At 71.0% G+C, this 17,436-nt stretch carries 20 protein-coding genes; all 20 read left to right on the top strand.

Annotation, left to right across the window (positions count from 1 at the left end):
* The first annotated feature begins 77 nt into the window (after positions 1 to 77).
* The 20 genes from STROP_RS14065 to STROP_RS13970 all read left to right on the top strand — a co-directional run bounded on the left by STROP_RS14065 (position 78) and on the right by STROP_RS13970 (position 17,398).
* Complete coding sequence (locus tag STROP_RS14065; RefSeq protein WP_026275460.1) at positions 78 to 272, top strand: ferredoxin; 195 nt, start codon at positions 78 to 80, stop codon at positions 270 to 272.
* Between the two features lie 4 nt (positions 273 to 276).
* Positions 277 to 1,428, top strand: coding sequence for a steroid 3-ketoacyl-CoA thiolase (locus STROP_RS14060; RefSeq protein WP_012014023.1), 1,152 nt, complete (start codon positions 277 to 279; stop codon positions 1,426 to 1,428).
* Between the two features lie 5 nt (positions 1,429 to 1,433).
* Positions 1,434 to 2,699, top strand: a complete 1,266-nt coding sequence (locus tag STROP_RS14055) for a CaiB/BaiF CoA transferase family protein (RefSeq protein WP_012014022.1) — start codon at positions 1,434 to 1,436, stop codon at positions 2,697 to 2,699.
* A gap of 83 nt (positions 2,700 to 2,782) precedes the next feature.
* Positions 2,783 to 3,523, top strand: a complete 741-nt coding sequence (gene fabG, locus STROP_RS14050) for a 3-oxoacyl-[acyl-carrier-protein] reductase (RefSeq protein ID WP_012014021.1) — start codon at positions 2,783 to 2,785, stop codon at positions 3,521 to 3,523.
* A complete protein-coding gene (locus STROP_RS14045) occupies positions 3,520 to 3,948 on the top strand; it encodes a 3-hydroxyacyl-ACP dehydratase FabZ family protein (RefSeq protein WP_012014020.1) in 429 nt (142 codons plus the stop codon). Before fabG ends, STROP_RS14045 begins: the two co-directional genes overlap by 4 nt.
* Entirely contained in the window at positions 3,941 to 4,531 is a 591-nt protein-coding gene (locus STROP_RS14040; protein ID WP_012014019.1) for a 3-hydroxyacyl-ACP dehydratase FabZ family protein, read from the top strand. Before STROP_RS14045 ends, STROP_RS14040 begins: the two co-directional genes overlap by 8 nt.
* Entirely contained in the window at positions 4,528 to 4,782 is a 255-nt protein-coding gene (locus STROP_RS14035) for an acyl carrier protein (protein WP_012014018.1), read from the top strand. Before STROP_RS14040 ends, STROP_RS14035 begins: the two co-directional genes overlap by 4 nt.
* A 4-nt stretch (positions 4,783 to 4,786) precedes the next feature.
* Positions 4,787 to 5,992 carry a beta-ketoacyl-[acyl-carrier-protein] synthase family protein gene (locus STROP_RS14030; RefSeq protein WP_012014017.1) on the top strand — a complete coding sequence of 402 codons (1,206 nt, stop codon included), beginning with the start codon at positions 4,787 to 4,789 and terminating at the stop codon, positions 5,990 to 5,992.
* Positions 5,989 to 7,143, top strand: coding sequence for a beta-ketoacyl synthase N-terminal-like domain-containing protein (locus tag STROP_RS14025; RefSeq protein WP_012014016.1), 1,155 nt, complete (start codon positions 5,989 to 5,991; stop codon positions 7,141 to 7,143). The genes STROP_RS14030 and STROP_RS14025 overlap by 4 nt, the downstream gene beginning before the upstream one ends.
* On the top strand, positions 7,121 to 8,236 hold the full coding sequence (locus STROP_RS14020; RefSeq protein WP_012014015.1) for a beta-ketoacyl synthase N-terminal-like domain-containing protein: 1,116 nt from the start codon (positions 7,121 to 7,123) through the stop codon (positions 8,234 to 8,236). Before STROP_RS14025 ends, STROP_RS14020 begins: the two co-directional genes overlap by 23 nt.
* Positions 8,233 to 9,201, top strand: coding sequence for a beta-ketoacyl synthase N-terminal-like domain-containing protein (locus tag STROP_RS14015; RefSeq protein WP_012014014.1), 969 nt, complete (start codon positions 8,233 to 8,235; stop codon positions 9,199 to 9,201). Before STROP_RS14020 ends, STROP_RS14015 begins: the two co-directional genes overlap by 4 nt.
* A complete protein-coding gene (locus STROP_RS14010; protein ID WP_012014013.1) occupies positions 9,198 to 9,986 on the top strand; it encodes an alpha/beta fold hydrolase in 789 nt (262 codons plus the stop codon). The genes STROP_RS14015 and STROP_RS14010 overlap by 4 nt, the downstream gene beginning before the upstream one ends.
* 15 nt (positions 9,987 to 10,001) lie before the next feature.
* Positions 10,002 to 10,940 carry a thioesterase family protein gene (locus STROP_RS14005; RefSeq protein WP_012014012.1) on the top strand — a complete coding sequence of 313 codons (939 nt, stop codon included), beginning with the start codon at positions 10,002 to 10,004 and terminating at the stop codon, positions 10,938 to 10,940.
* Positions 10,937 to 11,641, top strand: a complete 705-nt coding sequence (locus tag STROP_RS14000; protein ID WP_012014011.1) for a 2-hydroxychromene-2-carboxylate isomerase — start codon at positions 10,937 to 10,939, stop codon at positions 11,639 to 11,641. The genes STROP_RS14005 and STROP_RS14000 overlap by 4 nt, the downstream gene beginning before the upstream one ends.
* Positions 11,638 to 12,372 carry a class II aldolase/adducin family protein gene (locus STROP_RS13995; RefSeq protein ID WP_012014010.1) on the top strand — a complete coding sequence of 245 codons (735 nt, stop codon included), beginning with the start codon at positions 11,638 to 11,640 and terminating at the stop codon, positions 12,370 to 12,372. Before STROP_RS14000 ends, STROP_RS13995 begins: the two co-directional genes overlap by 4 nt.
* A 23-nt stretch (positions 12,373 to 12,395) precedes the next feature.
* A complete protein-coding gene (locus tag STROP_RS13990) occupies positions 12,396 to 13,952 on the top strand; it encodes an AMP-binding protein (RefSeq protein WP_012014009.1) in 1,557 nt (518 codons plus the stop codon).
* Positions 13,949 to 15,217: a cytochrome P450 gene (locus STROP_RS13985; RefSeq protein WP_012014008.1), complete on the top strand. Its 1,269-nt coding sequence runs from the start codon at positions 13,949 to 13,951 to the stop codon at positions 15,215 to 15,217. The genes STROP_RS13990 and STROP_RS13985 overlap by 4 nt, the downstream gene beginning before the upstream one ends.
* Before the next feature lie 167 nt (positions 15,218 to 15,384).
* On the top strand, positions 15,385 to 15,921 hold the full coding sequence (locus STROP_RS13980; protein ID WP_012014007.1) for a hypothetical protein: 537 nt from the start codon (positions 15,385 to 15,387) through the stop codon (positions 15,919 to 15,921).
* Positions 15,922 to 16,362: 441 nt separating this feature from the next.
* Positions 16,363 to 16,683, top strand: a complete 321-nt coding sequence (locus STROP_RS13975; protein WP_018831609.1) for a riboflavin biosynthesis intermediates N-glycosidase — start codon at positions 16,363 to 16,365, stop codon at positions 16,681 to 16,683.
* A gap of 157 nt (positions 16,684 to 16,840) precedes the next feature.
* A complete protein-coding gene (locus STROP_RS13970; RefSeq protein ID WP_230582394.1) occupies positions 16,841 to 17,398 on the top strand; it encodes a hypothetical protein in 558 nt (185 codons plus the stop codon).
* Positions 17,399 to 17,436 lie beyond the last annotated feature (38 nt).

The raw sequence follows: 17,436 nt of genomic DNA, 5'->3' as shown, positions 1-17,436 counted from the left end.
CGTCGGAAAATCCACATACTTCATCTATCGTGGTCGTGCCCCTAGGTCAACGCAACACAAGCGGTGGGAGACACATGATGCGGATAGTCGTGGACTATGACCGGTGCGACAGCCACGGGGTCTGCGCCGACCAGGCCCCCGAGGTGTTCGAGATCCGGGACGACGACCTGATGTACGTGCTGGTCGAGCGGCCGGCCGAGGAGCAACTTCCGCTGGTGGAAACGGCGGTCCGCGGTTGTCCCAAGCTCGCCCTGTCGCTGCGGGAGAAGTGATCCCATGTCAGAGGCGGTCATCGTCGCCGCGGCGCGAACCCCGATCGGTCGACGCAACGGTTGGCTCAGCGGGCTCAAGGCGGTGGAGCTGCTCCGTACCGTGCAGCGCGAGGTGCTCGACCGGGCCGGGCTGCCGCCGTCCGAGGTGGATCAGATCATCGGTGGCTGCGTCACCCAGGTGGGTGAGCAGAGCCTGAACATCACCCGTAACGCCTGGTTGAGCACTGGCCTCGACCCACAGGTGGCCTGCTCCACGGTCGACACCTCCTGCGGGTCGGCGCAACAGGCCAACCACCTGGTTGCCGCGTTGATCACTGCCGGCGTCATCGACGTGGGCATCGCCTGCGGGGTGGAGTCGATGTCCCGGGTGCCGGTAGGGACCAATCTCTACCAGGGGCCCGGCCACTACAAGACCGACGACTACCCGTGGGACGACCCGCCCAGGGCGCAGTTCGGCGGGGCGGAGCGGATCGCCGCGAAGTACGGCGTGGACCGTGCCGCCGCCGACGCCTACGGCGTGCTGTCCCAACGCCGTGCGGCGCGGGCCTGGGCGCAGGGGTACTTCGACCAGGAGATCGTCGCGGTCCACGCCCCCGACGGCGAGGGCGGCCTCCGGGCGGTGACCCGGGACCAGGGGCTGCGGGACACGACGCCGGAGGGCTTGGCCGGGCTGCGCCCGACGGTCGACGGCGGGGTGCACACCGCCGGTACGACGTCACAGGTCTCCGACGGCGCGGCGGCGATCCTGTGGATGTCGGCGGAGCGTGCCGCGGCGCTCGGGCTGCGCCCCCAGGCACGGCTGCGGCACCAGGTGGTCACCGGGTCCGACCCGTACCTGTTGCTGGAGGGACCGGTCGTGGCGACGCGCAAGATCCTCGACCGGTCCGGGCTGGGCCTCGTTGACCTCGACGTTGTCGAGGTCAACGAGGCCTTCGCCGCCGTCGTACTCGCCTGGATGGCGGCGAACGGCACCGACGCCGAAAGGGTCAACGTCAACGGTGGCGCGATCGCCCTCGGCCACCCTCTGGGCGCCTCCGGGACCCGGCTGCTGGTCAGCGCCCTGCACGAACTCGAACGCACCGACCGGGAGCTGGCCTTGGTGACGATGTGCTGCGGCGGCGCGCTCGGCACCGCCTCGATCCTGCAACGGATGTGAGCCTGATGGCCGCCGAACTCTATCGAGATGCCGCCGACTTCTACCGGGACGCCCGCGCCGACCTGGTCGGGCCCCTGGACGGGGTCCGGGTGCTCGACGTGACCAAGGTGTGGTCGGGACCACTGGCCGGTGCCGTTCTGGCCGACCTCGGTGCCGATGTCGTCCGGGTCGAGCTACCGCACGGCCGTGACGGGGAGGTACCACCTCGGATCCCGGGCACGGGTCTGTCCTGGTTTCGGCAGACGGTCAACCGCAACAAGCGCAGCGTCGGGCTCGACCTACGCCGGACCGAGGGGCGGGAGAGCTTCCTGCGGCTGGTCGCCACCGCCGACGTGGTGGTGGAGAACTACAAGCCCGGGACGCTGGATGGCTGGGGGGTGGGCTGGGCACAGTGCCGGGCGGTCCGGCCCGACCTGGTCCTCGTCTCGATCTCCGGATGGGGGCAGTTCGGGTCCCGCCGGGCGGAGGCCGCGTACGACCCGGTCATCCAGGCGGCCTCCGGCTGGATGGCGCTCAACGGCAGCCCAGAGGGGGGCCCGGTGCGCGCGCCGACGTTCCTCGCCGACGAACTGGCCGGTCTACACGGTGCGCTCGGCGCGCTCGCGGCACTGTGGCACCGGCAGCGGACCGGTGAGGGACAACACGTCGACGTGGCGATGTTCGACACCATGGTCGCCGGGAGCGCGGGCCTGCACACCCTTGCCGCGGCGGGCCGGCCGCCGCAGCGCTGGGGCAACCAGACCGACTTCGTGGTGCCGGCGAACGTCTACCCCTGCGTTGACGGGCAGGTCTACCTGGCTGTCGCGTTGGACCGGCACTGGCGGGAACTGGCCGAGGCGATGGGTCGGCCGGAGTTGGCCCGGGCGGAGGGTTTCGCCCGGGCCGCCGACCGGTTGGCCAACCGGGTCGAGGTGGACGCGGTCCTCGCCCGGTGGTGCGCCACCCGGCCCGCCGACGAGGTGGTCGCCGCCCTGGTGCGGCGGGGTCTGACGGCCTCGCGGGTACGTACCGTCGCTGAGGTGGCTGCCGACCCGTACTTGGCCGAGCGGGCGATGTTGCAGCCCACCTCGCTGTGTGACGGCAGTACCGCTCCGATCGTGGGGCCGGCGGCGAAGTTCTCCCGTACCCCGACCCGGGTCCGCCGTGGGGCACCCGAGCCCGGCGCGGACACCGCGCAGGTACTCGCCGAACTCGTCGCGCCCGACACCGGACACCAAAGCAAACATACGACACCGCTTGCTGACGGGTGTGCCGATGGTTCAGTATGTTGATCCGGGGGTAAATACAACACACCCGTCATGCCGCACGTCGTGTCGGGTACGTCCGGCAGACGTCCCGACAGGGGAGGTTGGGCATGTCCACTCAGCTCCGAGCTCTGGTGACCGGCGTCTCGCGTGGCATCGGCCGGGCGATCGCCCTGCGCCTCGCTGCGCAGGGCTACGCGGTCGCCGGTTGCTACAGCAGCGACAGCGAGGCGGCGGCCAAGACCCAGGCGGAGGTGGCGGCGTTCGGGGTGCCGGTGTACACCGCCGCGTGTGACGTGGCCGACCCGGCCGCGGTCGACGAGTTCGTCGGCGCCGCCGAGGAACGAGTCGGCCCGATCAACTGCCTGGTGAACAACGCCGGGATCACCCGGGACAGCCCGTTGGTGTTGGCCACCGAACAGGACTGGCAGGCGGTGCTGTCGACCAACCTGACCGGCACCTGGAACCTCTGCCGGGCGATGACGTTCCGCTTCATGAAGCGCCGCGCCGGGGCGGTGGTCAACATGTCCTCGGTGGCTGGTGTCTACGGCAACGCCGGACAGACCGCGTACGCGGCCAGCAAGGCCGGCATTGTCGGCCTGAGTCGTTCGCTGGCCAAGGAGGTTGCCGGGTACGGCGTCCGGGTCAACGTGGTAGCCCCCGGCTTCATCGAGACGGACATGACCGACGCTCTGGCGGGGAAACTGCGTGACCAGGCGCTCAGCCAGATTCCGCTGAGTCGCTTCGGCCGCCCGGAGGAGGTCGCGGAGCTCGTCGCCTTCCTTTGCTCGGATCGCGCCGGTTACATCACCGGTCAGGTCTTCCAGGTCGACGGGGGGATCACACTGTGAGTGCCCCGACCACGACCCGACCCTGCCCACCGGGGGCCGCACCGTTGGCCGCTTTCGACGACCTCCAGGTCGGTGCCGACGGACCGCAGGTCGACGTGGTGGTGGGTGTGCCGATCCGCGCTGATGACCCGAACCTGTGTGGGCACTTCCCCGGCTTCCCGGTGTTCCCCGGGGTGTTCGTCATCGAGGCGCTGGCGCAGGCCGTGGACGTGGCGCTGCGGGCTCCCGGGCAGCCCCGCCTGCGGCTGGTCTCCGTCGACGCGGTGCGGTTTCTCGCCCCGCTGCTGCCGCCGGACCGGTTGACCCTCCACGTCGTCGCGACCGCCGAGGGGCCGGACGGCTGGTCGGTCCGGGCCTCGGGGTGCCGTGCCGACGAGATCACGGCGGTGACCATCCGAGCCCGCTTCGGAGGCAGCGATGCTTGACCACCACCAGATCCGTGCGCTGCTACCGCAGCGCTACCCCCTGCTGCTGGTCGACCGGGTGCTCAGCATGACTCCGGGTACCCGCATCGAGGCGGTCAAGGCGGTCACCGGGAACGAGCCCTGCTACCGCGATCTGACCGACGCCGCCCCGCCCGGCGACTACGCCTATCCCGCCTCGCTCATGGTGGAGTCGCTCGGGCAGACGGCGGCACTGCTCTGGCTCGCCGACGCCGGCTCGCCGGTCGACGACGACTCGGTGCTGATGTTCGTCGGCGCGCGGGACGTGCGTTTCGACGGCACCGTATTTCCGGGCGATGTGCTCCGGCACACCGTCCGCCTCGAACGGGTGATCGCCGACACCGCCTTCGCCACCGGCGAGACGTACGTCGGTGACCGATGCGTCGCGCACGTTGGCACTCTCATGGCCGCCCGACGTTCGCGAACGGCGCTCGCGGCGCCGGCCCTGACCGGCGCCGCGACCGCCACCCCGGGGCCACCGGTGCCCCCACAGCTCGGGAGCCATCCCGGTGCGGGGAGTTCCCGGCTCCGTCATCCCTCCGCTGGAAAGGCTGACCTGTCATGACGCAGACCGACCCCCGTATGGCCGAACTTCGCGACATCGTGGCGGAGGTGCTGGAGCTCGAGCCCGAGGAGCTCACCGAAACCGGCGACTTCGTGGCGGACTACGAGGCCGACTCGCTGCGCGCCATCGAGATCCTGGCCCGGATCGACAAAAAGTTCAAGATCGAGATTCCGCAGTCGGAGCTGCCGCAGCTGAACAACCTCAAAGCGGTCTACGACGCGGTGGTGCGGCACTCTGCTGGCGGGGCTTGAGCCGGTGAACCGGGTCGTGGTGACCGGGCTCGGCCCGGTGTCCAGCATCGGCATCGGAGTGTCCGCGTTCAACGACGGCCTGCGCACGGGTCGGTCGGGCATCTCCCCGATCAGCAGCTTCGACGCGAGTGGTTTCCCGCACCGCAATGCCGGCGAGGTACCCGACTTCCATCCGGATCGGCTGCTGCGCCGGGTCGACCCGGCACGGTGGGGTCGTTCCAGCCAGTTTGCGGCCGCGGCCGCGCGACTGGCCCTGGCCGACTCCGGCCTCGACCCGGCCTCGGTCGAGGCCGACCGGGTCGGGGCGGTCGTGGGGACCACGAGCGGGGAGTCGGTCGTGGTCGAGGCGGTCACCGCACAGCAGGTGGAGGGCGGCTTCGGCCAGATGGACCCCGGCCTGCTCGGCCAGGTCACGGCCGGCCGGCTCGCCCACGCGGTGAACACCGAGCTGGAACTGGCCGGGGAGTCCCTCACCCTGGCCACCGCCTGCTCGGCGAGCAACTACGCGATCGGTTACGCCTACGACATGCTGGCCACCGGCGAGGCCGACGTGATGTTCGCCGGCGGCGCCGACTCGGTGTGCCGCTGGGCGCATGCCGGCTTCTACCGACTGGGCGCGCTCACCGCGGACGCCTGCTCACCGTTCGACCGGGATCGCTCCGGCATCCTCACCGGCGAGGGTGGAGCGATCCTGATGCTGGAGAACCTAGACCACGCCCGGGACCGGGGCGCGCGAATCTATGCCGAGGTGCTCGGGTACGGGCTCAACTGCGACGCCAACCACCCGGTCGCGCCAGACCGGACCAGCATTGCCGAGTGCATGCGGATGGCGCACCGCAACGCCTCGATCAAACCCGAGGACGTGGACTACATCAGCGCCCACGGCACCGGGACGCCGGCCAACGACTCGGTGGAGGCGCACGCCATCCTCGACGTGTTCGGTGACCGGGTGCCTCCGGTCAGCTCGATCAAGTCGATGATCGGCCACACCATGGGGGCGGCCAGCGGGTTCGGTGCGATCGCCGGGACCCTCGCCATCACACACGGGTTCCTGCCGCCCACGATCAACTGGTCGACCCCCGACCCGGCGTTGGACCGGCTGGATCCAGTGCCGAACACCGCCCGGCAGGCCGCCGTCCGGGTGGTGCAGAACAACGGTTTCGCCTTCGGCGGTAACAACGCCATCGTCCTGATCGGAGCCGTGGAATGACGGGCGTCGTGATCACCGGGTGGAGCACGGTCGGCCCGGCGGGTGTGGGGCGTGCCGCGCTGGTCGATCGGCTGGCCGGAGCGCAGGTCGCGGTGACCACGACCGGCGGCCGCACGGTGCTGGCGGAACCGGCGCCGGCTACCCCGGTGGAGGTGACCACGCTGGTCGACGAGCCGCTGCCCACCTCGACCGGGCACGCCCGGGTCGACTTCGACGTCCGCGCCCATCTCGGGCGCAAGGGCACCAGCTTCTACGACCGGGCCACCGCGCTGGCGGTGGTGGCCTGCGGCGACGCCCTGCGGGACGCGCAGGCTGACGTGAACGACACCAACCGGGCCCGGCTGGGGGTGGTGCTCGGAACCTCGCTGGGCAGCTTCCAGTCCACCAGCGGCTACACCCGGGACACCCTGGTCCAGGAGAAGCCGTACCAGGTCAACCCGGTGCTGTTCCCGAACACGGTGATGAACTGTGCCGCGGGCCAGGCCGCCATCCGGTACGGGTTGCGGGGCGTGAACGCCACGGTGGCCACCGGCCCGCTGGCCTTCCTCGACGCCCTGCGCTACGGCAGCAACGCTATTACCTGCGGATACGTTGACGCGATGCTGGTGGGCGCGGTCGAGGAGTTCAGCCCACACCGAGCCTGGATGACCTCGTTGACCGGGCGCCCGGGGCAGCATGTGCCGACCGGGGAGGCAGCCACCGTGTTCCTGCTGACCCGGGTCGATCGTCCAGACTGGACCGGCCCGCACCCGGAGGCCGAGATCCTCGCCCTGACCACGGCGTACGGGCCGGGCGGCGGTGCGGCGGCGGACCGGGCCCTGGCCGGCTGTGTCCGGCGCGCGGTACGGCGGGCCGGGGTCGACCCGGTCGAGGTCACCGCCGTGTTGACCGGGGAGACGGAGCCGGACGACACCGACGAGTACGCCCCGGCCTGCGCGGCTCTCGGCCACGAGCCGACCCGGCTGCGGGTCAGTCGCCTCTTTGGCCGCTGCGACGCCGCCACCGGCGGCCTGGCCCTGGCCACCTTCCTTGCCGCCGCCCCGGCCGAGGCCGCCCCGACTCTGACGCTGCTGACCGCCCGCAGCCCGGACGGCGGCACCGCCGCCGCCATCGTCAGGGGGTGGTCCGGTGCCGGCGCGTCTGGTCGCTAGCGAGGTGCGGACCTGCCTCGGCGACGGGGCGGAGACCTTCGCCGCGCTGCTGGCCGGACGTAACGGACTCGGGCCGCTGCGGCACGGTGACCCGGCGGCGCTGAACGTCGCTCACGGCTACCACATCGACGACGGCGGCGCACGGGCGTGGGCGGCGAGCCGGTGGCTCGCCGACTGTGCCCGCCGAGCCGTCGCCGCCAGCGGCATCGACCCGGCCGCGCGTCGGATGGTCGCGTTGGTCGGAACGGGTCTGCGGGAACTGGCCGCGGTGGAAGCCCTCGCCATCGGTGGTCCACGGTTCCCGCTCCACCGGCTGCACTTCGGCGATGTTCTACAGGAGGCGGTGCCGGGGCTGCGGACGGTGCTGACGCTGAGCAACGCCTGTAGTGCCGGCGGGCACGTCCTGGCCCTCGCCGAGGACCACCTGATGCTTGGGGAAGCCGACGCGGTGCTGGTCTGCGGAACCGACGCCACCACCGAATCGATGTTGGCGATGATCGGCCGGGTCGTCGACCAACCCACTGACGCGGTGCGTCCGTTCGACGCGGACCGGCAGGGGGTACTGCTCGGCGATGGTGCCGCCGCGGCCGTTCTGGTTCCCGACGACGACGCCCGGCCGGCCGTGGCCAGGATCGCCGCGACCGGCCTGTCCTGCGACGCCCACCACGAGACCGCCCCCTCGGTGACGGGGATCGGCCGGGCCATGCGGGACGCGCTGACTCGCGCCGGTCGCGTCGCGGGCGAGGTGGACCTGGTCGTGGCGCACGGTACCGGCACCGCTCTCAACGACCCCGCCGAGTGCGCGGCCCTGCGGCAGGTACTCGTCGCGGCCGGCGGTGATCCGGTCGTCACCGCCGTCAAGGGGGCCGTCGGGCACACCTCCGGCGCCGCCGCCATGGTCAACCTCGACGTGGCCGCGCGCTGCCTGACCAGCGGTCAGGTACCACCGGTGGTCGGGCTGCGTCGGCCGCTCCCAGACGGTTCCGGGCTGCGCTTTGCCACCGGGCCGACGGCGCTGACCCCCAGGCTGGTGCAGTCCGAGGCCTTCGGCTTCGGTGGCGTCAACGCGGTCACACTGGTGGAGTCCGCGTGAGTAACCCGGCCGCAGACCACCGTCCCGTCGTGGCCCGCGCCGCCCCGACCGGCGACGTGGTTCCCGCACCCGGTACCGGGGCGGTCGGCGTTCGGTTGGCCAGATGGGCGGTCCACCTGCCCGACTCGGACGCCCTCGCCGCCGACCTGGCCGACTGGTCGGGGGTCGCCGCGCGGCCACTGTTCGCGGCGCTCAGCGGCGCCGTGCCAGCCGACCGGGCGCGCGAGGTGCTCGGCCCCAAGGGGTTGCTGGCCAAGGAGCCGGCCACCCGGCTGGCACTCTGCGCCGTCCACCGGGCCTTCGGTCTGCCCCGGGGCCGTCCCGCACCGGTGCAGGTCGATCCCGGCGTGGCCGTGGTGGTCGCGGGGAACCTCGGCAACGTCGCCACGGTAGCCGAGGTGATTCGGACGGTGCGCCGCGACGGTGGTCGCGCGGTCAGCCCGCTGACCGCGCCGAATGCCTCCAGCAACGTGGTCGCCAGCACCATTGCCCTCTGGTACGGCTTCGGCGGCCCGAACCTGATGATCTGCTCCGGGTCCACCGCCGGTCTGGACGCCGTCCACACCGCCGCCCGGCTGCTGCGTGCCCGCCGAGCCACGCGGGTGATCGTGGTGGGTGTCGAGCCGGCCGACGAGGTCGCCACCGACCTGCACCGGGCTGGCCGACCCGCTGCTCCGCTGCGCGCCGGGGCGGCCTGCCTAGTGCTCACGGCCGAGCCGGCCGTTGCGGAGCCGACCGTGTGGCCGGAGACGGGTCCCCCCGCGCCGTACCGTCTCGGGCCGGACGGCTTCGACCCGGCTGCCCGGTGGGGCGATTGCTACGGCGCGGCCGGGGTCGTCAACGTCGCGCTGGCCGCGACCCTGCTGGCCGCCGGTACGCCCGGTCCGGTGAGCGTCGGCTGCGGTGACGACATCGACGGCCGGAGGGCCGTCCGGCTCGACGAGGGGCGGAGGGCGGAACGGTGAAAAGTGGAGCGCCGCCGGTGCACGAGTTGAGCCCGGGGGCACCCGGAGGCGACCTGGTGGTGCTGGCCCACGGGCTGGAGGACTCGTGGGAGTCGTGGCGGCCACTCGCCCGTGCCTTCGACCCCCGTTGGCGGGTGCTGGTCCTGGACCTGCCCTGGCGGCCCGGGAACGACTACCGGTGGCGTCGGCAGGAGTCCGCGGCCGGTTGGCTGGCGGCCGGGCTACAGCGGCTACCTCGGCCACCGGACACCATCGTGGCGCATTCCTTCGGGGCCAACGCGACGCTGGAGCTGATGGCCGCCGGTCACTCGTCGGCCCGGGCGGCGGTGCTGATCTGCCCGCTCTACTGCCCGCCGGAGCAGCCCGTCACCTGGCAGGTCTTCGACCGGGCCCGGCGTACCTTCGACCGGCACATTCGCGACGGTCTTCGGTTGCGGCTGGGCCAGCGGCTTCGGACGTTGGACGAGGCCGTGCTGGACGGCATGATCGCCAAAGCGATCGACCGGATCGGACCGGCCGGCTTCCTCACCGTCTTCGACCAGTTCATCGGCAGCGGCACCCTGGCCCTGAGCACGGTCACCACTCCCACGCTGATCCTGGCCGGCGGGGCTGACCCGACCCTGTCCCCGGCGGCGGCGGCGACCCTGGGCCGGGACATGCCCCGGGCGACCCTGCTGGTGCACGAGCACTACGACCACTTCTGCCACGTCCGCCACGCCGTCGAGGTTGCCGAGCAGGCCACCCGGTTCGTCGGTGAGGTGGGCGAGGTGGCGGTACGTCCCTGACGGAGGAGCAGACGAATGACCAGTGCGCCCACCGCCCCGCTGACCGTCCTGGTCGGTCGGCCCCGCTACGAAGGGGCGAACATCCGTACCTGGATCGGCTTCAAGCACTTCATCTACCTGACCGAGGAGGCGGTTCTGCAGTGGCTGCGCGACCGCGGCCCGGGAGCGCGGGACCTCTTCCACGAGTACGGCCTCGGGGTGGAGGTCGTCGACTGCTCGGTGCAGCTGCCCGCGACACTGGAGGTCGACGACGAGGCCCGGGTCGAGGTGACCGGCGACTCGGGCGCCAGGCTGACGGTGCGGATGACGGTCCACCGCGGCGGGCAGGACCTGGTCGTGCTGCGGGGCAAGGTCCGCATCGCCCTCGTGCGGGAACCCACGGCGACGGTCTCCAGTCCGGCACCCGAACACCTGGCGGACCTGGTGGTGCCGACCGTCGCCGCGGCCGGGGTGCTCGCCCGCGCGGACGACCGGACCATCGCTGCGGGCCAGAGTGTCGCCGACGTGCTCACCCCGGTCGGCTCGAACACCTTCCTGTGGAGCTGGCGGGCCCCGTACTTCTACTGCCACTTCTCCGACCGGGTGCAGCACTCCGGATTCGTCCGGGCGTTGGAGGAGGTGGTGGATCGGTTCCTCGCCGACCGGGGTATCTCGGTGGGGCGGCTGGTCCGCGAGCGGGCCTGGATACCGGTGGTCTCCCGGGCCCGGGTGCAGCTGGTGGAGACGGCCGGGATGGAGGAGGAGGTGCATACCGTGCTGACCGTCGTCGACGTCCTACGTGGCGTCATGTTCGACGCCCGCATGGACTGCTACGTCCGCCGGGACGACCGCCTGGTGCACACCGCGACCGCCCGGATCCTGCACGGCTACGCCATCAGTAGCGGCCCTCGCGCGGGGGAACTGGCCGAGTTCGACGACGAGGTGCTCCGCGCCCTGTCCGGGGGCGTGAAGTGAAGCGTCGACCTCGCCTCTACTTCTCGTTTCGCAGCCCGTACAGCTGGCTGGCGGTGCACCGGCTGCGGCAGGCGGTGCCGGACGTGTTCGACCGGCTCGACTGGTACCCGTACTGGGACCCGGACACGAGGACCTCGGCCACGCTGGCGGAGCGGGGGGCGGAGTTCCACTACGTGCAGATGAGCCGGGCCAAGCACCGGTACCTCCTGCTGGACACCAAGCGGCTGGCGGAGCAGATGGGCCTGGCGATGGCCTGGCCGATCGATGTCGACTCCTGGTGGGAGCTGCCACATCTGGCCTGGCTCTGGGCCCGTCGGCAGGGGCGGGCGGTGCAGTTCTACGACGCTCTGGTGACGGAGCGCTGGGCGCGCGGTGCGGACATCTGCACGCCCGAGGTGCTCGGTCGGGCTGCCCTGGCGGCCGGCCTCGACGTGGCCGGCGCCCAGGCCGCCCCGGACGACGAGCAGATCCGGGAAGAGGGGGCCGGGTGCCTGGTCACCGCGTACGAGGACGACGTGTTCGGCATTCCGTACCTCCGGTGGGGCCGGCACCGGTTCTGGGGCCTGGACCGGGTCGACCACTTCCTGCGCGCCTGGCAGCCTGCCGCCGAGGCGAACCACATCGGGTCGGCCACCGACCCGATGGCCGGTGTCCCGGCGGGCGCATCCTTCGACACCGACACCGCGGGAGGCTGCGGATGACCGGGCGAACCCCCGCCGAGGAGCGTCTGCGGCGGCAGCGGCAGCTCGCCGCGACCTGCCGGCTCTTCGCCCGCCTCGGCTTCGATGAGGGCGCCGGTGGCCATGTGACTGCCCGCGATCCGGAGCACCCCGACCGGTTCTGGATCAACCCGTTCGGGATGCACTTCGGGCACGTCCGCGTCAGTGACCTGCTGCTTGTGGACCCGGCGGGTGCGGTGCTGGAGGGCGAAGGCCGGATCAACCCGGCTGGCTACGTCATCCACTCCCACGTGCACGCCGCCCGTGCGGACACGGTGGCCGCCGCGCACACCCACTCGACCTATGGTCGGGCATGGTGCACTCTCGGCCGTCCGCTGAGCCCGATCACGCAGGACGCCTGCGCCTTCTACGAGGATCACGCGGTTTTCGACGACTACACCGGGGTGGTGTTGGCCGACGACGAGGGCAAGCGGATTGCCGAGGCGCTCGGGCCGGCCAAGGCGGTGATCCTGCGTAACCACGGGCTGCTCACCGTGGGTGGGTCCGTCGCCGAGGCGGCCTGGTGGTTCATCACGATGGACCGTAGCTGTCAGGTGCAGTTGCTGGCCGAGGCGGCCGGCAGTCCGGTGCCCATCGACCACGGGGCCGCCGCCGCGACGCGCGACACGATCGGCACGCCGGAGATCGCCCGGCTGAACTTCCGCCCGCTGTACGCCGACATCGTCCACGAACAGCCGGACCTCCTGAACTGAGCCGTGAACCCCGAAGGAGCGCCATGGTGGTAATGCTGACGGATCCGCTGGCCGGCGGCGCTGGCGGACCGGCCCTTCGTGACTCGGCCGGTGAGCTGGACTGGTCAGCCCTGGATGCCCGGGTCAACCGCTGGGTCCGCCTGCTGCGCGCCGAGAATCTACAGGTCGGTGACACCATGGCCGTGGTCTGCGGCAACCGGCGTGAGACGTTCGAGGTGCTGCTCGCCGCCCTCCACACCGGAGTGACCGTGGTGCCGGTCAACTGGCACCTGACCGCACCCGAGATCACCTACCTGTTGTCGGACTCGGCGAGCCGGTTGGTGCTCACCGAGCCCCGGTACGCGGCCGTGGTCGCCGAGGCAGTGCACTCCTGCCCCGCCCCGGTACGTGCCATGGTGACCGGTGAGCGGGAGCACGCCGGCTGCACCCCGGTCGAGCCGTTGCTGGCCGGACTCCCCGCCGACGAGCCCACCGACCAGGTCTGCGGCTCCATCCTGCTGTACACCTCGGGCACGACGGGCGCGCCGAAGGGGGTGCGCAACGGTTTGTTCCGCGTCGGGGCGCCGTTTGCCCGGGTGGACCGACTGCTCGCCTACGCCGGACGTGTCCTCGGGGTACCGGCCCGCGGCGCGGTGCTGCTGGTGGGGCCGTGGTATCACTCGGCGCAGGTGTTCTTCGCGTTGCTCCCATTGCTGCGGGGCAGCCGCCTGGTGATGCACGACCGGTTTGACCCGGAATCCTTCCTGGCTGCCGTGGCGGAGCACCGAATCACCGCCTGCCATCTGGTCCCCACCCAGTTCGTCCGGCTGCTGCGGCTCCCCGCGGATGTCCGGGCGGCGGCCGACGTCGGCAGCCTCCGAATGGTCTGGCACGGCGGTGGGCCGTGCCCGGTCGAGGTGAAGCGGCAGATGATCGAGTGGTGGGGTCCGGTGGTGGTCGAGTACTACGCGGCCACCGAGGCCGGCGTGGTGACCCTCATGGACGCCGACAGTTGGCTACGGCATCCGGGCAGCGTCGGCCGTGCCGTACCCCCGAACGAGATCGTCATCGTCGACGACGAGGGCAACCCTTTGCCGGCCGGCCAGGCGGGGCGGGTGTTCGTCCACCGTGTGGGGCAGACCTTCGAGTACCACAATGCCCCGCAGAAGACCCGAGACGCGCACCTGCGCGCGGGGGTGTTCACCTACGGCGAGACCGGCTACCTGGATTCGGACGGCTACCTCTACCTGACCGGCCGGGCGGGGGACGTCGTGATCTCGGGCGGGGTGAACATCTACCCCGCGGAGGTGCAGACGGTGTTGCTGTCGCACCCGGCGGTCCGGGACGCGGCGGTGACCGGCGAGCCGGACGACGAGTACGGCGAGCGGGTGGTCGCCATCGTCGAGGTGGACTCGGCCCGGCTCGACCCGGAGCGGGGCGGGGAGGTGCTCGCCGCGTTCTGCCGACGTTCGTTGGCGGGGTTCAAGGTGCCCAGGCGGTGGCGTTTCGTCCCGGAACTACCCCGTGACGGCACCGGCAAGTTGCGCCAGGAGGTGCTCCGTGGGTTGTTGGGCACCGAGATGTCAGGAGGCCGGTCATGAGCACGGAGGTTGTGTCGACGGGCAACCGTGCGGACATCGCGCACCCCGCGACGTACGCCGCCGGGGTGCCGTATGCAGAGTTTGCCCGGCTGCGGCGCGACAAGCCGGTCAGCTGGGTGCCGGAGGCGGCGCTGTGGCGGCGCTCCGGTGAGGGGCGGATTCTCAGCCAGGGCCCCGGCTTCTGGGCGGTCACCACGCACGAGGGTGTGGTCGCCGCGTCTCGGCAGCCGGAGGTGTTCTCCTCCGGCCGTCAGGGTGCCTTTCTGGCGGATCCGCGTACCACCGCGGACCTGGAGCAGGCTCGTCAGTTGCTCGTCAACATGGACGCGCCGCAGCACGCCCGGGTCCGCAAGCTGGTCACCGCGGTGTTCACCCCCCGGGCGATCCGGGCACTCGGCGATAGTGTCACCGCGCACGCCCGGAACCTGGTCGAGCGGGCGGTTCGGCAAGAGGAATGCGACGTGGTTGCCGACCTCGCGGCGGAGTTGCCGTTGCTGGTCCTCGCGGATCTGCTCGGTCTGCCCCGCGAGGATCGGCACCTGCTCTACCAGTGGAGCAACAACCTGGTGGGCTTCGACGACCCGGAGTACGGCGGCGGCGACGTCGAGGCATACCGGAAGACGTTCTTCGAGGCGTTCCAGTACGCGCTCAGCGTGGCCGGCGAGCGGCGTCGTGCGCCGCGCGAAGACCTGATGACGTTGCTTGCCACCAGTGAGGTGGACGGTCGACGGCTGACCGACCGAGAGTTCTGCAACTTCTGGTTGTTGCTGGTGGTAGCCGGCAACGAAACCACCCGACACCTCATCACCGGCAGTGTGCTGGCGCTGGTCGACAATCCGATGCAGCGTGAGCGGCTGGTCGCCGACGACACACTGCTGCCGTCGGCGGTGGATGAACTGCTGCGCTGGGTCAGCCCGATCATGCAGTTCCGGCGCACCGCGATCGTGGACACCGAACTCTGCGGCACGCCGATCGCCGCCGGTGACAAGGTGGTGCTCTGGTACACCTCGGCCAACCGGGACGCCGCCGTCTTCGAGGCTCCAGACGAACTGCGGCTGCACCGGAACCCGAATCCGCACCTGTCCTTCGGGATGGGCCCGCACTTCTGTCTCGGGGCACACCTAGCCCGACTGGAGGCGAGAACGATGTTGCGGGAACTGGCGCCGCATTTGTCACGTTTCCGACTGACCGGTCCGGTCGTCCGGTTGGAGAGCAACTTCGTCAACGGCGTCAAGTCCCTACCCGGAAGCTTTACTGGACAGTGAACGTGTGTCGTATGTGTGGTTTTTTTGTTGCCTGCCGGCAACAAACATGCCATACTCCGCTGGCCTCTGTCACATGGTCAGCCCAATCCGCTAGGCTGAACAAGCCGTAGGGCTGACCACACTGCCGATTGGTGTGCTGCCATGTGACCTTACGTGGAGGGTTGGCGATGGGTGACTACACAATCACCATCAGGGCTGAGGAATCCGGGACGGAGACCGTTGTCTCTGTCGACGTGGACGGTTCGACGCCGCGAATTGTTGAACTGGCCATGCGGGCCGGCAACGGCATCTCGGCACCGACCCTGCCGTCGTTCGATCTCAACCTGCTCCTGCGGGCGTTGTTTCCGTCCGCTACCACCGCCGTCGTCCCACCGGCTCAGGGCGAGGAGGCCGTCGGGGTGCCCAGCGAGGCGGCCGAGTCCGGCGTAGAGCAAGCACCCCGTCCGGCGCGGAGCGCCGACGGTAAACGTGGGGCCCGGTCGGGGTCGGGGCGTGTCGGTGGGGCCGGTGCCGCACGTCGTCGCGCCGAGGCCTCGGTGCCAGAAGGTCGGGTCTACCGGCGGATGCCGGATGACGTGGTCGAGGTTTTCAACCGCATGGGCACGGTGACCGCGGTCGCCGAGCACTACGGCGTGCCCCGGCACACCGCCCAGGGCTGGATCGGTCGGCTGCGCCGTCGGGGCGACTTCTCCGCGGCCTCCTGACTCCGGCCCTCGTGTTCGGAGCTGGCCAGCTCCCCGTTCGTCACCGTCGGGAGTCCCGCTGTTGGCGCAGTCTGTCGCGTCGCGCGGGGGTGCGGGTCGGGCCCGTTCGCGCCGGGTCCGCTGGGTGAGCTGACTCCGCGGGTACCGTTCGAGATGATCGATGCGGTCCTGGCTCGGACCCGTTGTCTGTAGCAGCGAATGCGGGACCCGCCGTCGCGGGCGGCGGCGTATCTGCTGATCGCGGGCTGTTTGGTTGCTGAGCTCGGGCTTGGCAGGTGTGGCAACACCATCACCGTGGCGACCGCGCGCCGCTCCGTTTCTGTCATCCTCCTAGGACGGTTTAGGGGGTGTGGGGTCACCGACGAAAGCTGCCTACGCCCTCCGTCTGGCCAGCCAAGAACGATGAGGGCGGCTGTAGTGAGGAGACCGGATGAAGTTTCTGTGCCACATCCGCACGCGGCCAAGACCCTCGGCGGCCGGGTCGTCGGATTCGACCAACGGATCTGGGACGAGCACCGTGTCCCGATCGTGGTCGCTGGCAATCTGGCCACGTTCGGTCAGCACGCCGGACTGCGCACGTTTCTGCTCGGTACCGGCCAGCGGGTTCTCGTTGAGGCCAGCCCGGTAGACCGGATCTGGGGAATCGGGCTGGCCCGCGACGATCCGGCCGCTGTTGACCCGACGCATTGGCCGGGCACCAACCTGCTCGGGTTCGCGCCCATGCACGTACGTGACGTCCTCAAGAACCAGCAAGAGCAGTAGCCTCGCCGAACCCGGTTACAGGGATCCGCCCCGAGCACGCGTGGCGACTCACATCGCCTCCTCACGCTCGGTGCAAACCGCCCCGGGTCGCGAGCTGCCGATCGAGCGGGTGCTGGCGGTACGACGAGGCGGCGCAAGATCTGGCAGCCTGCTCGATATGCCTTTGATGGACAGCCGTCATGTCGACCAGGCCGTGGCGGAGATGGTCCGGGTGCTCACGCCGTTTGAGTCTGCGGACTGGCGACGCCGGGCTGGCACGCTCGACTGGAGCTGCTGGGAAACTGTCGCCTATGTCGCGCGTGACCTCGTCGCGTACGCCGGGCAGCTTGCTGCTCCGCCCGACTCCGCCTACCTTCCGTTCGACCTGGTGGTACGCGACGGCGCGTGTCCCCGCGACCTGCTGCGACCTGTTGCCGGCGCAGGACGGCTGCTGAGCGCGGCGTTGTCGGCATCCGACCCCTCGGTACGAGCCCTGGCACTGGAGTCCGACAGACCCGAGCGGCTTCGCGAGGCGCTGGACGTGACCGAGACGCTGGTGCACACCCACGACATCACTGAAGGGCTCGGCATCCGCTGGCGTCCATCCGAGGCGCTCTGCCGCGCGGTGCTCGCCCGGCTCTTTCCCGACGCTCCCCAAGGGGATCCGGTCCAGGTGCTTCTCTGGTCCGCCGGGCGCACCGACCTTCCCGGCCGCTCTCGACCTCCTGGGTGTTGAAGGCCGCGGTCGGATAGATCGGTATGTGGTGGCCACGT

The sequence above is a fragment of the Salinispora tropica CNB-440 genome (assembly GCF_000016425.1).
In the GTDB taxonomy this organism is placed as follows: Bacteria; Actinomycetota; Actinomycetes; order Mycobacteriales; family Micromonosporaceae; genus Micromonospora; species Micromonospora tropica.
Note: the sequence above shows the minus strand (reverse complement) of the source record. Positions and strands in the feature narration are given on the sequence as shown.